We start from the raw sequence: 13,163 nt of genomic DNA, 5'->3' as shown, positions 1-13,163 counted from the left end.
CGCGGGAAGTCGGCAAGCCGTTGCGCTTTTCGTTCGGCCGTGCGGACCGCGAGTACAAGGACCGTTGGTGCTGGCACTGCTGCTGCAAATCCTGTTGTTTGTAGTGATCCTGATGCTCAACGGCTACCAGGCGTTCACTGTGCTGCTGTTGCCATGGGGCTTGATCGGAATCTTCTCGCTGTTTTTGAAGATCATTTTCTGGTCGATGATCATCAGCGTGATTCTGTCGTGGGTCGCACCCGGCAGCCGCAGCCCGGGTGCTGAGTTGGTAGCCCAGATCACCGAACCGGTGCTGGCACCGTTCCGTCGCCTGATCCCGAACCTGGGCGGCCTGGATATCTCGCCAATCTTCGCGTTTATCGCGATCCAGCTGCTGCAAAGCTGGGTGATTCCGCGCTTGGCCTACTATGCGTTCATGCCTAAAGAGCTGTTCGGCCTGATCTGATAGGTGGGAGCTGGCTTGCCTGCGATGCAGGCTCCTCGGTGTGTCAGTCTCACCTTGGTGATGCAATCGCAGGCAAGCCAGCTCCCACACAAGCCAGTGCTGATATCTGTATCTGCGTACTGGTGCAGGCCTTTGCTTGCCGCTGGGGTCACCGCTCTTTAGACTTACGCCTCATTTAAACGAGAGCAGGGTCGATGCCAGCTGCCTTCCCCCCCGATTCTGTTGGACTGGTCGTGCCCCAAGTGGCGCACTTCAGCGAACCGCTGGCCCTGGCCTGCGGCCGTTCGCTGCCTGCCTACGACCTGATCTATGAAACCTACGGCCAACTGAACGCCACGGCGAGCAACGCCGTGCTGATCTGCCACGCCCTGTCCGGCCATCATCACGCCGCTGGCTTTCACAGTGCCGACGAGCGCAAGCCCGGCTGGTGGGACAGCTGCATCGGCCCCGGCAAGCCCATCGACACCAACAAATTCTTTGTGGTCAGCCTGAACAACCTCGGCGGCTGCAATGGTTCCACCGGCCCGAGCAGCCTCAACCCGGAAACCGGCAAGCCGTTCGGCGCCGACTTCCCGGTGCTGACCGTGGAAGACTGGGTGCACAGCCAGGCGCGCCTTGCCGACTTGCTGGGCATCAACCAATGGGCCGCCGTGATCGGCGGCAGCCTGGGCGGCATGCAGGCGCTGCAATGGACCATCTCTTATCCGGATCGCGTGCGCCATTGCCTGGCCATCGCCTCGGCCCCAAAACTGTCGGCGCAGAACATCGCGTTCAACGAAGTGGCACGCCAGGCCATCCTCACCGACCCCGAGTTCCACGGCGGTTCGTTCCAGGAAGCCGGTGTGATCCCCAAGCGCGGCTTGATGCTGGCGCGGATGGTCGGGCATATCACCTACCTGTCCGATGACTCCATGGGCGAAAAATTCGGCCGTGGGCTCAAGAGCGAAAAGCTCAACTACGACTTCCACAGTGTCGAGTTCCAGGTCGAAAGCTACCTGCGTTACCAGGGCGAGGAGTTCTCGGGGCGCTTCGACGCCAACACTTACTTGCTGATGACCAAGGCGCTGGACTACTTCGACCCGGCCGCCAACCACGACGACGACCTGGCGAAAACCTTCGAGCACGCCACGGCCAAGTTCTGCGTGATGTCATTCACCACCGATTGGCGCTTCTCGCCAGCGCGTTCGCGTGAACTGGTGGACGCCTTGATGGCCGCACGCAAAGACGTCTGCTACCTCGAGATCGATGCTCCGCAAGGCCATGACGCCTTCCTGATTCCGATCCCACGCTACCTGCAGGCTTTCAGCAACTACATGAACCGCATTACTTTGTGAGAACGCCATGAGAGCCGACCTGGAAATCATCCAAGACTGGATCCCCGCCGGCAGCCGCGTGCTCGACCTGGGCTGCGGTGATGGCGAACTGCTCAGCTGGCTGCGCGACAACAAGCAAGTCACCGGGTATGGCCTGGAAAACGACCCGGACAACATCGCCCAGTGCGTGGCCAAGGGCATCAACGTGATCGAGCAGGACCTGGACAAGGGCCTGGGCAACTTTGCCAGCAACAGTTTCGATATCGTGGTGATGACCCAGGCCCTGCAAGCGGTGCATTACCCGGACCGCATCCTCGACGAGATGCTGCGCGTGGGCCGTCAGTGCATCATTACCTTCCCCAACTTCGGCCACTGGCGCTGCCGCTGGTACCTGGCGACCAAGGGCCGCATGCCGGTCTCGGACTTCCTGCCATACACCTGGTACAACACGCCGAACATCCACTTCTGTACGTTTGAAGACTTCGAAGCCCTGTGCGGCGAGCGTGAAGCCAAGGTGATCAACCGCCTCGCCGTCGATCAACAGCACCGCCATGGGTGGGCGAGTAAGCTATGGCCTAATCTGTTGGGCGAAATTGGTATCTACCGGGTCAGCAGCCCTGGCCTGACCGACCACAAGATTGCCGTCTAATCATTATCAAGAGGCACGATCATGAGTCGTTTGGCTGTTTTTCTATTGACCGCCTTCCTGGGCGCCAGCGCCGTGGCAGCAGACGCCGTCGACGGTAACCGCCAGAAAGAATTTGGCGATATCACTGTGCACTACAACACCTTCACCTCGAGTTTCCTGCAACCGGAAACCGCCCAGGCAGCCGGTATCGTGCGCAGCAACGAGAAGGGCCTGATCAATGTGTCGGTGATCAAGGGCGTGACGCCAGTGGCCGCGCAGGTGACCGGTACGATCAAGGACTTGAGCGGCAAGAGCGAAGTGCTGACGTTCAAGCAGATTACTGAAAAGGGCGGCATCTCGTACCTGGCGCCCTACTCGGTCACACAGCAGGAATACCGGACGTTTACCATCAACGTTGAAACCGGTGGCAAGGCCCACGGCTTCAGCTTCGTCCAAGAACTTTTTCCGGGCACCAAATGAACCTGACACAGCTCGTACTCGCCAGCCATAACGCCGGCAAACTCAAAGAACTCCAGGCCATGCTCGGCGACTCCGTGCAGCTGCGCTCGATCGGCGAGTTCAGCCAGGTCGAACCGGAAGAGACCGGCCTGTCGTTTGTCGAAAACGCCATCCTCAAGGCCCGCAATGCCGCACGCATCTCCGGCCTGCCGGCGCTGGCGGATGACTCGGGCCTGGCCGTGGACTTCCTCGGCGGCGCACCGGGCATCTACTCGGCGCGGTATGCCGATGGCAAAGGCGACGCGGCCAACAACGCCAAACTGCTGGACGCCCTCAAGGACGTGCCGGACGCGATGCGCGGCGCACAGTTTGTCTGCGTGCTGGCGCTGGTTCGCCACGCTGATGACCCGTTGCCGATTCTGTGCGAAGGCCTGTGGCACGGGCGCATCCTGCATGCCGCCAGTGGCGAGCATGGCTTTGGCTATGACCCGCTGTTCTGGGTGCCGGAGCGCAATGTCTCCAGCGCCGAACTGAGCCCGGCCGACAAGAACCAGATCAGCCACCGCGCCCGCGCAATGGATTTGCTGCGCCAACGCCTGAGCCTGAAATGACCCAAAACACCTCTGCGCAGCCGCTGATCCACGGCGGCGCGCAAACGCCTCGGGCGGCCTTGTCGGTGCTGCCGCCCCTGGCGCTGTACATCCACATCCCGTGGTGCGTGCGCAAATGCCCGTATTGCGACTTCAACTCCCACACCGCCAGCAAAGTGCTGCCGGAAGAAGAGTACGTAGACGCATTGCTGGCCGACCTTGATCAAGACCTGCATGCGGTTTACGGCCGTGAACTAAGCTCGATTTTCTTCGGTGGCGGCACGCCCAGCCTGTTCAGCGCCGCCGCGCTGGGGCGCCTGCTCAAAGGCGTGCAAGCCCGTATCCCGTTTGCCAACGACATCGAAATCACCCTGGAAGCCAACCCTGGCACCTTCGAGCAAGAGAAGTTCGTGGCGTACCGCAAGCTGGGGATCAATCGCCTGTCCATCGGCATCCAGAGCTTTCAGCAGGAAAAGCTTGAAGCCCTGGGCCGTATCCACAATGGCGATGAAGCCGTACGCGCCGCCGGCATGGCACGCCAGGCCGGGTTCGATAACTTCAACCTGGACTTGATGCACGGCTTGCCCGATCAGTCACTGGACGATGCCCTGAGCGACTTGCGCCAGGCCATCGCATTGAAGCCAACGCACTTGTCCTGGTATCAGCTGACGCTGGAACCCAACACCGTATTTTGGAACCAGCCGCCCGCGCTGCCGGAAGACGACACGCTGTGGGATATTCAGGAAGCTGGCCAGGCACTGCTGGCCGAACACGGTTACGCGCAATATGAAGTGTCGGCCTATGCCCAACCGGGCCGCCCGGCGCGGCATAACCTGAATTACTGGAGCTTCGGCGACTTTATCGGCATCGGCGCGGGCGCCCACGGCAAGCTCAGCCATCCGGACGGGCGCATCGTGCGCACCTGGAAAACCCGGGCGCCAAAGGACTACCTCAACCCGGCAAAAAGTTTCCAGGCCGGGGCGAAAGAACTGACCAATGAGGAGCTGCCGTTCGAGTTCCTGATGAACGCTTTGCGCCTCACCGAAGGCGTTGAATCCAAGCTGTACGCCGAACGCACCGGCCTCGACCTGGCCAGCCTCGACGAAGGCCGCCAGGAGGCAGAACAAAGTGGCTTAATGCAGGTCGAACCGTCACGCCTGGCGGCCACCGACCGTGGGCAACTCTTTCTCAATGACCTGTTGCAGAAGTTTTTGAGCTGACGCTCTAAGGAAATCACATGGATTTGGTACTCGACCTGCTCGCCACCGTGTCCCGCTGGAGCCGTAGCAACCTGTCGGAAATCTCCCTGGCCCTTGTCGGTTGTTTGCTGGTGTTGTTTGGCGCGGATATCAAAGGCTGGATCGAAGGCCGCTTGGGCAGCATCGCCGGAGCATTGCGCGTACCGTTGATGGCGCTGGTATGCATGATCGGCAGCGGCGCAGCCTTGCTGTATGCCACGCCTTGGATTGTGCGGGGGCTGAGCCAGTTCAATAACTACAGCTTGGCGCCGGTGTTGGTGGTGGTGCTGGTGTTGATTGGCGTAGTCGCCGACCGCCGCTGATTCCAAAGCCCAACACAAAACAATTGTGGGAGCTGGCTTGCCTGCGATGCAGGCACCTCGGTGTATCTGTGATACTGAGGTGATGCTATCGCAGGCAAGCCAGCTCCCACAGTTGATTGCATTCCAAGCCGGCTATTGGCTTGTCAGTCAACCTTCTCGAACTTCAAATCCCAAACCCCATGCCCCAGTCGCTCGCCGCGGCGTTCGAACTTGGTGATCGGGCGCTCGGCCGGGCGCGGCACGCATTTGCCGTCTTCGGCCAGGTTGCGGTAGCCAGGCGCTACGTCCATCACTTCCAGCATGTATTCGGCGTACGGCTCCCAGTCTGTGGCCATGTGCAGAATGCCACCGACTTTCAGCTTGCTGCGCACCAGCTCCGCGAAGGAAGCCTGGACGATACGGCGTTTGTGGTGACGCGATTTGTGCCATGGGTCCGGGAAGAACAGCATCAGGCGGTCGAGGCTGTTGTCGGCGATGCAGCGGTTGAGTACTTCAATCGCGTCGCAGTCGTAGACTCGCAGGTTGGTCAGGCCTTGGGTCAGTACGCCGTTAAGCAGCGCGCCGACACCTGGGCGGTGCACTTCCACCCCGATAAAGTCCTGGTCCGGCGCGGCCGCGGCCATTTCCAGCAGGGAGTGGCCCATGCCGAAACCGATTTCCAGGGAACGCGGGGCCGAACGGCCGAACACCTGGTCGTAGTCCACCGGCGCGTCGGCCAATGGCAACACGAACAGCGGCGTACCTTGCTCCAGACCCTTTTGCTGGCCTTCGGTCATGCGGCCGGCGCGCATCACAAAACTCTTGATGCGGCGGTGCTTGGACTCGTCGCCTTCTTCCACGGTGTTCGGCGTTTCGTTTGATTCAGTCATCAATGGCTCTTACTTGATCAGACCATCCAGCGGCGAGGAGGCGCTGGCGTACAGTTTTTTCGGCATGCGACCGGCGAGGTAGGCCAAGCGGCCCGCGACGATTGCGTGTTGCATGGCTTGGGCCATCATGACCGGCTGCTGGGCATGGGCGATGGCCGAGTTCATCAGCACCGCGTCGCAACCCAGCTCCATGGCGATGGTAGCGTCGGAGGCAGTGCCCACGCCCGCGTCCACCAGCACCGGAATCCTGGCTTCTTCGAGGATGATTTGCAGGTTGTACGGGTTGCAGATGCCCAGGCCAGAACCGATCAGGCCGGCCAGCGGCATCACGGCGATGCAGCCGATTTCGGCCAATTGGCGAGCGATGATCGGGTCATCACTGGTGTAGACCATCACGTCGAAGCCTTCCTTGACCAGGGTTTCGGCGGCCTTGAGGGTTTCGATCACGTTGGGGAACAGGGTTTTCTGGTCGGCCAGCACTTCCAGTTTCACCAGGTTGTGGCCGTCGAGCAGCTCACGGGCCAGGCGGCAGGTGCGCACGGCTTCGATGGCATCGTAGCAACCGGCAGTGTTCGGCAGGAAGGTGTAGCGATCCGGCGACAACACTTCGAGCAGGTTCGGCTCGCCTTCGATCTGGCCGAGGTTGGTGCGGCGCACGGCAAACGTCACGATCTCGGCACCCGAGGCTTCGATGGCCAGACGGGTTTCTTCCATGTCGCGGTACTTGCCGGTGCCAACCAGCAGGCGGGACTGGTAGGTACGACCGGCCAGGACGAAGGGCTTGTCGCTACGAACGATGCTCATGGGAAATCCTCGAATTGGGGTGAGGTTCTGCAGAATGCGGGTTGACGCCCTTGAGCGCCGGGCGGCTAGCCGCCGCCGATGGCGTGGACCACTTCGACCTGATCACCTTCGGTGAGCGCGGTTTCGGCATGCTGGCTACGCGGGACGATATCCAGGTTGAGCTCCACTGCGACTCGGCGTCCGGTCAGGTCCAGACGGGTCAGCAGGGCCGCAACGGTTTCACCGTCGGGCAGTTCAAAGGATTCGCCGTTCAACTGAATGCGCATGCCACGGGCCGCCATCGTTTTTAGGGGCCAGCATTCTAGCCCGATCAGCGTGGCTGACCCAAGTCCCTTGGTCAGGCTACCTGTAGACGCCACGCAGTCAAACCGAGGAAGAACCAGCCGAGCAAGAAGGCCAGACCACCAAACGGCGTGATGATGCCGAGCTTGCTGATGCCGGTCAGGGTCAGCGCATACAGACTGCCCGAGAACAGCAGGATGCCGACGGTAAAGGAGATGCCCGCCCAGCTGACCAATCGGCCAGGAATATGCGCGGCCAGTAACGCCACGCCGAACAGCGCCAGGGCGTGCACCAACTGGTAGGTGACGCCCGTATGGAAGATCGCCAGGTACTCGGCGCTCAGGCGGTTTTTCAGGCCGTGGGCGGCAAAGGCGCCCAGGGCGACGCCGGTAAAGCCGAAAAAGGCAGCCAGCATCAGAAAGCTACGCAGCATGAGGAACTCCAGTCAGACTCGAGGGGCAGGGTCTGTATAATGGCCCGCTCAACGGGTTCGGCCAAGCCATCTCTATGCTGCGTCTCCTCTTCAAGCGCTTTCTCAAAGTCGTTAAATGGTTTGCCATCGGCAGTGTGCTGCTGGTGCTGCTGTTTCGTGTGGTACCGCCGCCGTTCACCGCGTTGATGGTGGAGCGCAAGATCGAATCCTGGATCGACGGCGAGCCGATCGATGTGCAGCGCACCTGGGTGCCGTGGGATGAGATATCCGACGAACTGAAAGTGGCGGTAATGGCGGGTGAAGACCAGCGTTTCCCGCAGCATTGGGGTTTTGACTTCGGCGCGATCCAGGCGGCGCTGCTGCACAACGAGCGCGGCGGTTCGATTCGCGGCGCCAGCACTCTGAGCCAGCAAGTGTCAAAGAACCTGTTTTTGTGGACCGGTCGCAGTTATCTGCGCAAAGGCCTGGAAGCCTGGTTTACCGCACTGATCGAAGTGTTGTGGCCCAAGCAGCGGATTCTTGAGGTGTACCTCAATAGCGTGGAGTGGGATGAAGGCGTGTTTGGCGCAGAGGCCGCCGCGCGGCATCACTTTGGCGTGAGTGCCAAAGCGCTTTCCCGTCAGCAGGCCAGCTATCTGGCGGCGGTTTTGCCCAACCCTCGAGTGTGGAGTGCCAGCCATCCAACAGCCTATGTGGCAAGGCGAGCGGCATGGATTCGGCAGCAGATGAGCCAGTTGGGTGGGGATGGTTACTTGGTGGAATTGAATAACTCCCGCAAAGCCCCCTGGTCCGATTGACACACTGCACTACCCATGTGGGAGCTGGCTTGCCTGCGATAGCGGTGGGTCAAACTACCCATGTGTTAGCAGATACTGCCTCATCGCAGGCAAGCCAGCTCCCACAGTGGACCGAGTTGAGCTTGAGATTTTCGACTGCAAACAAAAATGCCCCGATCTTTCGATCGGGGCATTTTTTTGTCTTATCGCAGCGTTTTAAGCGGCGATCGACAACTTCAGCTTGTTCATCGCGCTTTTCTCAAGCTGACGAATCCGCTCGGCCGACACGTTGTACTTCTGTGCCAGGTCGTGCAGCGTGGCTTTTTCTTCAGCCAGCCAGCGCTGATAGAGGATGTCACGGCTACGGTCGTCCAGCACTTCCAGCGCTTCGTGCAGGTTCTGGTTGGAGTTGTCGCTCCAGTCGGCGTCTTCCAGTTGACGCGCCGGGTCGTACCGGTGGTCTTCCAGGTAGTTGGCCGGCGATTGGAAGGCGCTGTCGTCGTCCGCTTCAGCGGCCGGGTCGAAGGCCATATCATGGCCGGTCAGGCGACTTTCCATCTCGCGCACTTCACGCGGCTCCACGCCGAGGCTTTCGGCCACGCGGTGGACTTCCTCGTTGTTCAGCCACGCCAGGCGTTTTTTCTGGCTGCGCAGGTTGAAGAACAGCTTGCGCTGGGCCTTGGTGGTCGCGACTTTCACGATGCGCCAGTTGCGCAGGATGAACTCGTGGATTTCCGCCTTGATCCAGTGCACGGCAAACGATACCAGGCGCACGCCCATCTCAGGGTTGAAGCGCTTTACAGCCTTCATCAGGCCGACGTTGCCTTCCTGGATCAGGTCAGCCTGGGCCAACCCGTAGCCGCTATAGCTACGGGCGATATGTACGACAAAACGCAGGTGGGCGAGCACCATCTGCCGAGCCGCCCCCAAATCCTGCTCATAGTAGAGACTCTCGGCCAGTTCACGCTCCTGCTCGGGCGTCAGCAATGGAATGCTGTTGACCGTGTGCACATAGGCCTCCAGGTTCGCACCCGGGACCAGAGCATAAGCAGGTTGCAAAGAAGTGGTCATACGAAAAAACCTCCGACTCACATAACTCGTGCAGTTCAGCACTGCGAAAATTGACCGGGAACCGTAGGACAAGTTCCCTAAACCACCAATACGGTCAATACAAACGAAACCACATTAATCTGACATTAACTACTTCGGTGCCAGCTCACGTAAATGACGAGCGACCGCAATCCAGGCACCGATATACCCCAACAAGACGGCACCAAGCAAGAGACTCAGACCGTCGGCGACCGGCACGCCGGCCAGGGCAAAATCGCTGCCGTACAAACCGGCCAGCCCTACTACCGCGTCGTTGAGCCAGTTCAAGCCAAAAGCCAAAACGCCCCAGGACAAAATCCCGGCACCGAAGCCATAAAGCGCGCCCATGTACAGAAAAGGCCTACGCACATAGCTGTCTGTGCCGCCGACCAGTTTAATCACTTCTATCTCGGTGCGGCGGTTTTCAATATGAAGACGAATGGTATTACCTATCACCAAAAGTAATGCAGACACCAACAACACCGTGAGACCGAACACAAAGCGGTCGCCCAGCTTGAGAATGGCCGCCAGACGCTCTACCCAGACTAGATCAAGTTGTGCCTGTTGTACCTTGGGCATCTCTGCGAGTTTTTGTCGCAGGGCCTCAAGCTCTGGCTTGTCGACTTCGTTCGGCGTCACCAGCACCACGCCCGGCAGCGGGTTCTGCGGCAGCTCTTTAAGCGCCTCACCCAGGCCTGATTGCTGCTGGAACTCTTCAAGGGCCTGATCGCGGCTGATGTATTCGGCATCCGCCACGCCCGGCAGGTTCTTGATGTCGTCGCGCAGGTTCTCGCCATCTTTGGCGCTGGTGTCGAGGTCCAGGTACAGCGAAATCTGCGCCGCGCGCTGCCAGGAACCGCCCAGGCGCTCCACATTATTAAGCAGCAGCGACAAACCCATCGGCAGGCTCAGTGCCACAGCCATTACCAGGCAGGTGAAAAAGCTGCCGATCGGCTGCTTGCCCAGGCGGCGCAGGCTGTCGACCAAGCTGGCGCGATGGCTTTCGATCCAGGCGCGCAGCAGCGTGGCGAAATCCGGGCCATCATCTTCGTCGCGTTTTTTCTTCGGCGGTTGCGGGTCGGCGGCTTTTGGCGCCACACGCTCGGAAACCTTGGGGCTGCGAGTCGCTCTCATACGCCAGCCTCCCCGTCGCCGATCAGGCGGCCGCGTTGCAAGGTCAGCATGCGGTGGCGCATACGGGCGATCAGTGCCAGGTCGTGACTGGCGATCAATACGCTGGTGCCCAGGCGGTTGATGTCTTCGAACACGCCCATGATCTCAGCCGCCAGACGCGGGTCGAGGTTACCGGTAGGTTCGTCCGCCAGCAACAAGGCCGGGCGGTGGACAATGGCGCGGGCGATGCCGACGCGCTGTTGTTGGCCGGTGGACAGGTCGCCCGGGTACAGGTCGGTCTTGTCCGACAGTGCCACGCGCTCCAGGGCCGAATCCACACGTTTGACGATTTCAGCCTTGGACAAGCCGAGAATCTGCAGCGGCAAAGCAATGTTGTTGAACACCGTACGATCGAACAGCAACTGGTGGTTCTGGAACACCACGCCGATCTGGCGGCGCAGGAACGGGATCTGTGCATTGCTGATGGTGGCCAGATCCTGGCCGGCCAGCAGCAGCTTGCCGGTGGTCGGGCGCTCCATCGCCAGCAACAGCCGCAACAGCGTACTTTTACCGGCGCCCGAGTGGCCGGTTACAAACAGAAACTCGCCACGCCGTACTCGAAAGCTCAGCTCATGCAAGCCCACATGCCCATTGGCGTAGCGTTTACCGACCTGTTCGAATCGAATCATGAACGCTCCCGCTCGGCGAAAAGTGCCTGTACAAAGGGTTCGGCTTCAAAGGTGCGCAGGTCGTCGATACCTTCACCGACACCGATATAACGAATCGGCAACCCGAACTGTTTGGCCAGGGCGAAGATCACACCACCCTTGGCCGTGCCGTCGAGCTTAGTCAATGCCAGGCCAGTCAGTTGCACCGTCTGGTTGAATTGTTTGGCCTGGCTGATGGCGTTCTGGCCAGTGCCGGCGTCGAGCACCAGCAGCACTTCGTGCGGGGCGTCGGCGTCGAGCTTGCCAATTACGCGGCGCACTTTCTTCAGCTCTTCCATCAGGTTGTCTTTGGTGTGCAGGCGACCGGCGGTATCAGCGATCAACACATCGATGTTACGGGCCTTGGCAGCCTGCACGGCATCGAAAATCACCGAGGCGGAATCGGCGCCGGTGTGCTGGGCGATGACCGGGATCTTGTTGCGCTCACCCCAGACCTGCAACTGCTCCACGGCAGCGGCGCGGAAGGTGTCACCGGCGGCGAGCATGACTTTCTTGCCTTCCGACTGCAGCTTCTTGGCAAGCTTGCCGATGGTGGTGGTTTTGCCAGCGCCGTTGACGCCGACAACCAGGATCACGAACGGCTTGTTCGGCGTGATCACCAGCGGCGCTTCCACCGGCTTGAGCATCGCAGCCAGTTCGGCCTGAAGGGATTTGTAGAGCGCATCGGCGTCGGTCAACTGCTTGCGCGCAACCTTCTGGGTCAGGCTCTGGATGATCACGGCAGTGGCTTCGACGCCCACGTCGGCGGTCAACAGACGGGTTTCGATGTCTTCCAGCAGCTCGTCATCAATAACCTTCTTGCCCAGGAACAGGCTGGCCATGCCTTCGCCGATACTGGCGCTGGTTTTGCTCAGGCCTTGCTTGAGGCGGGCGAAGAAGCCGGTTTTGCTGGTTTCAGCGGGAGCAACAACGGGCTCCGGGGCGACCGGCGGCTCGATAATGGCGGGGGCGGCAACCACCACAGGTGCCGGCGCTGGCTCCACAACCACCGGCGCAGGCGTTTCGATCACTGGCGGCGCTTCGACCACAACCGCCACCGGCTCAACCACGACCGGAATCGTCGGCGTCACGTGCTCAGCCTGCACGTCTTCAACCAGCGCCACAGGCTCTTCGGCCACCGGCAGTTCCAGCCACGACTTGTGCTCTGGCTCTGGCTCAACCTGTGCCGCTGGCTGCAATACGGGCTCAGCCATCGGCAACACCACCGGCGCCGGGGTTTCAGCGACCGGTTCGGCTTCTAATACAGGCTCTGGAATCGGCTCAGGCTGAACCTGTGGCTGTTCGACGACGGTTTCCTGCGGCTTTTTGCGCAGCCATCCGAACAGGCCTTTTTTCTCGCCAGCCGCAGCTGGACTCTTCTTGTCGTCGTTGGAACCAAACATGGAGGACGGCTATCTCAAAGTAGCGATGCGCCAGGGCGCCTCGGTAAATAAATTCGATGCAGAACAGACTGCTTTAACGCTCGCTTGTTCATGCGCAACATTTTGTAAGGCGTAAATAAAGGCCTCAACAAATCGTTTCAATAAAGGACTGAAGCGACAAAATCGGCGAAAAGTAGAAGATCGTCGGGGAAACCCAGCGCCAATTCCTACATTCCTACGACTGAAACCGGGACAAGATGACTGCCACAGTGGCCCTGTCCAAACCGGATCAGTATCCTAGGGCGTGTCATTCCTCATTACCAGTACCGCGTTGTCGCCTAAAAGCATGCCAGGCAAGGCGCAGGTCGCAGGGAATGTGCTTCCCTTGCCAAGACCTGCAACGCAGCCTGGCATGCTTTTAGGCACAACCCGAAGGGCCGGGCCTGCTAGTGTGCAGGGCTGCGTTACTCGGAGCTTATTTGGAAAAACCAAATCGCGCTCCTCGCGCCTGGCCCTGCACACTAGCAGGCTCCGGCGCGGTACTGGTAATGAGGAATGACACGCCCCAACCTCCTCGCCCGCCTAGGCTAAGACCTAGCGGGTAGCCCAACAGGTTAAAACACGAATGATTGCTCTAGCCCGCCGCGCCGCAGGCCTGCTGCTCAGCACAGTTTGTCTGCCTCTTTCAGCCTTGGCTGCCGACCCACAACCC

General features: G+C 60.3%; 16 protein-coding genes and 1 pseudogene. 9 read left to right on the top strand and 8 right to left on the bottom strand.

Annotation, left to right across the window (positions count from 1 at the left end; genetic code table 11):
- The 8 genes and pseudogenes from FEM54_RS10630 to FEM54_RS10595 form a co-directional block, all read left to right on the top strand.
- Positions 1-104, top strand: a 104-nt coding sequence (locus FEM54_RS10630; RefSeq protein ID WP_138450796.1) for a hypothetical protein, incomplete at its 5' end; no start/stop codon positions are given.
- A pseudogene (locus tag FEM54_RS10625) lies at positions 65-445 on the top strand (YggT family protein); the annotation flags it as partial. The gene FEM54_RS10630 and the pseudogene FEM54_RS10625, both read left to right, overlap by 40 nt.
- A 194-nt stretch (positions 446-639) precedes the next feature.
- On the top strand, positions 640-1,779 hold the full coding sequence (metX, locus tag FEM54_RS10620) for a homoserine O-succinyltransferase MetX (RefSeq protein WP_138450794.1): 1,140 nt from the start codon (positions 640-642) through the stop codon (positions 1,777-1,779).
- 7 nt (positions 1,780-1,786) lie between these two features.
- Positions 1,787-2,407 carry a methionine biosynthesis protein MetW gene (gene metW, locus FEM54_RS10615; protein ID WP_016972957.1) on the top strand — a complete coding sequence of 207 codons (621 nt, stop codon included), beginning with the start codon at positions 1,787-1,789 and terminating at the stop codon, positions 2,405-2,407.
- 21 nt (positions 2,408-2,428) lie between these two features.
- Positions 2,429-2,866, top strand: coding sequence for a DUF4426 domain-containing protein (locus tag FEM54_RS10610; protein ID WP_017139456.1), 438 nt, complete (start codon positions 2,429-2,431; stop codon positions 2,864-2,866).
- The gene (gene rdgB, locus FEM54_RS10605; protein ID WP_017139457.1) at positions 2,863-3,456 is read left to right on the top strand and encodes an RdgB/HAM1 family non-canonical purine NTP pyrophosphatase; all 594 of its coding nucleotides are present in this window, start codon (positions 2,863-2,865) and stop codon (positions 3,454-3,456) included. Before FEM54_RS10610 ends, rdgB begins: the two co-directional genes overlap by 4 nt.
- The gene (gene hemW / locus FEM54_RS10600) at positions 3,453-4,655 is read left to right on the top strand and encodes a radical SAM family heme chaperone HemW (protein WP_138450792.1); all 1,203 of its coding nucleotides are present in this window, start codon (positions 3,453-3,455) and stop codon (positions 4,653-4,655) included. The genes rdgB and hemW overlap by 4 nt, the downstream gene beginning before the upstream one ends.
- Positions 4,656-4,672: 17 nt before the next feature.
- Positions 4,673-4,996, top strand: a complete 324-nt coding sequence (locus FEM54_RS10595; protein ID WP_017139459.1) for a DUF3392 domain-containing protein — start codon at positions 4,673-4,675, stop codon at positions 4,994-4,996.
- Between the two features lie 143 nt (positions 4,997-5,139).
- Here the strand turns inward: FEM54_RS10595 and trmB are convergent, their stop codons facing one another.
- From trmB to FEM54_RS10575, 4 genes are all read right to left on the bottom strand, one after another.
- Entirely contained in the window at positions 5,140-5,865 is a 726-nt protein-coding gene (gene trmB / locus FEM54_RS10590) for a tRNA (guanosine(46)-N7)-methyltransferase TrmB (RefSeq protein ID WP_017139460.1), read from the bottom strand.
- A 9-nt stretch (positions 5,866-5,874) separates the two neighbouring features.
- A complete protein-coding gene (locus FEM54_RS10585) occupies positions 5,875-6,669 on the bottom strand; it encodes a thiazole synthase (protein WP_017139461.1) in 795 nt (264 codons plus the stop codon).
- Between the two features lie 65 nt (positions 6,670-6,734).
- Entirely contained in the window at positions 6,735-6,935 is a 201-nt protein-coding gene (gene thiS / locus FEM54_RS10580) for a sulfur carrier protein ThiS (protein WP_032865944.1), read from the bottom strand.
- Between the two features lie 71 nt (positions 6,936-7,006).
- Positions 7,007-7,384 carry a DUF423 domain-containing protein gene (locus tag FEM54_RS10575; RefSeq protein ID WP_056857688.1) on the bottom strand — a complete coding sequence of 126 codons (378 nt, stop codon included), beginning with the start codon at positions 7,382-7,384 and terminating at the stop codon, positions 7,007-7,009.
- A gap of 74 nt (positions 7,385-7,458) precedes the next feature.
- Between FEM54_RS10575 and mtgA the strand changes: the two genes are divergently transcribed.
- Positions 7,459-8,181, top strand: a complete 723-nt coding sequence (mtgA, locus tag FEM54_RS10570) for a monofunctional biosynthetic peptidoglycan transglycosylase (protein WP_017139464.1) — start codon at positions 7,459-7,461, stop codon at positions 8,179-8,181.
- 195 nt (positions 8,182-8,376) lie between these two features.
- Here mtgA and rpoH read toward each other — a convergent pair whose 3' ends face one another.
- The 4 genes from rpoH to ftsY all read right to left on the bottom strand — a co-directional run bounded on the left by rpoH (position 8,377) and on the right by ftsY (position 12,472).
- Positions 8,377-9,231 (bottom strand): RNA polymerase sigma factor RpoH, encoded by an 855-nt coding sequence (gene rpoH, locus FEM54_RS10565; RefSeq protein WP_017139465.1) that lies wholly within the window; start codon positions 9,229-9,231, stop codon positions 8,377-8,379.
- A gap of 129 nt (positions 9,232-9,360) precedes the next feature.
- Entirely contained in the window at positions 9,361-10,383 is a 1,023-nt protein-coding gene (ftsX, locus tag FEM54_RS10560; RefSeq protein WP_138450790.1) for a permease-like cell division protein FtsX, read from the bottom strand.
- Positions 10,380-11,051: a cell division ATP-binding protein FtsE gene (gene ftsE / locus FEM54_RS10555; protein WP_003213784.1), complete on the bottom strand. Its 672-nt coding sequence runs from the start codon at positions 11,049-11,051 to the stop codon at positions 10,380-10,382. Before ftsE ends, ftsX begins: the two co-directional genes overlap by 4 nt.
- The gene (gene ftsY, locus FEM54_RS10550; protein ID WP_138450788.1) at positions 11,048-12,472 is read right to left on the bottom strand and encodes a signal recognition particle-docking protein FtsY; all 1,425 of its coding nucleotides are present in this window, start codon (positions 12,470-12,472) and stop codon (positions 11,048-11,050) included. Before ftsY ends, ftsE begins: the two co-directional genes overlap by 4 nt.
- Between the last annotated feature and the right edge of the window lie 691 nt (positions 12,473-13,163).

Origin of the sequence: Pseudomonas edaphica (genome assembly GCF_005863185.1) — a bacterium.
GTDB classification, from domain to species: Bacteria; Pseudomonadota; Gammaproteobacteria; order Pseudomonadales; family Pseudomonadaceae; genus Aquipseudomonas; species Aquipseudomonas edaphica.
The sequence above is the reverse complement of the archived record's forward strand: the minus strand, read 5'-3'. Positions and strand labels throughout refer to the sequence as shown.

Bases quoted from the DNA above. Each gene is read 5' to 3' on its own strand.
- metX (WP_138450794.1), top strand. From the start codon at position 640: ATGCCAGCTGCCTTCCCCCCCGATTCTGTTGGACTGGTCGTGCCCCAA.
- metW (WP_016972957.1), top strand. From the start codon at position 1,787: ATGAGAGCCGACCTGGAAATCATCCAAGACTGGATCCCCGCCGGCAGC.
- FEM54_RS10610 (WP_017139456.1), top strand. From the start codon at position 2,429: ATGAGTCGTTTGGCTGTTTTTCTATTGACCGCCTTCCTGGGCGCCAGC.
- rdgB (WP_017139457.1), top strand. From the start codon at position 2,863: ATGAACCTGACACAGCTCGTACTCGCCAGCCATAACGCCGGCAAACTC.
- hemW (WP_138450792.1), top strand. From the start codon at position 3,453: ATGACCCAAAACACCTCTGCGCAGCCGCTGATCCACGGCGGCGCGCAA.
- FEM54_RS10595 (WP_017139459.1), top strand. From the start codon at position 4,673: ATGGATTTGGTACTCGACCTGCTCGCCACCGTGTCCCGCTGGAGCCGT.
- trmB (WP_017139460.1), bottom strand. From the start codon at position 5,865: ATGACTGAATCAAACGAAACGCCGAACACCGTGGAAGAAGGCGACGAG.
- FEM54_RS10585 (WP_017139461.1), bottom strand. From the start codon at position 6,669: ATGAGCATCGTTCGTAGCGACAAGCCCTTCGTCCTGGCCGGTCGTACC.
- thiS (WP_032865944.1), bottom strand. From the start codon at position 6,935: ATGCGCATTCAGTTGAACGGCGAATCCTTTGAACTGCCCGACGGTGAA.
- FEM54_RS10575 (WP_056857688.1), bottom strand. From the start codon at position 7,384: ATGCTGCGTAGCTTTCTGATGCTGGCTGCCTTTTTCGGCTTTACCGGC.
- mtgA (WP_017139464.1), top strand. From the start codon at position 7,459: ATGCTGCGTCTCCTCTTCAAGCGCTTTCTCAAAGTCGTTAAATGGTTT.
- rpoH (WP_017139465.1), bottom strand. From the start codon at position 9,231: ATGACCACTTCTTTGCAACCTGCTTATGCTCTGGTCCCGGGTGCGAAC.
- ftsX (WP_138450790.1), bottom strand. From the start codon at position 10,383: ATGAGAGCGACTCGCAGCCCCAAGGTTTCCGAGCGTGTGGCGCCAAAA.
- ftsE (WP_003213784.1), bottom strand. From the start codon at position 11,051: ATGATTCGATTCGAACAGGTCGGTAAACGCTACGCCAATGGGCATGTG.
- ftsY (WP_138450788.1), bottom strand. From the start codon at position 12,472: ATGTTTGGTTCCAACGACGACAAGAAGAGTCCAGCTGCGGCTGGCGAG.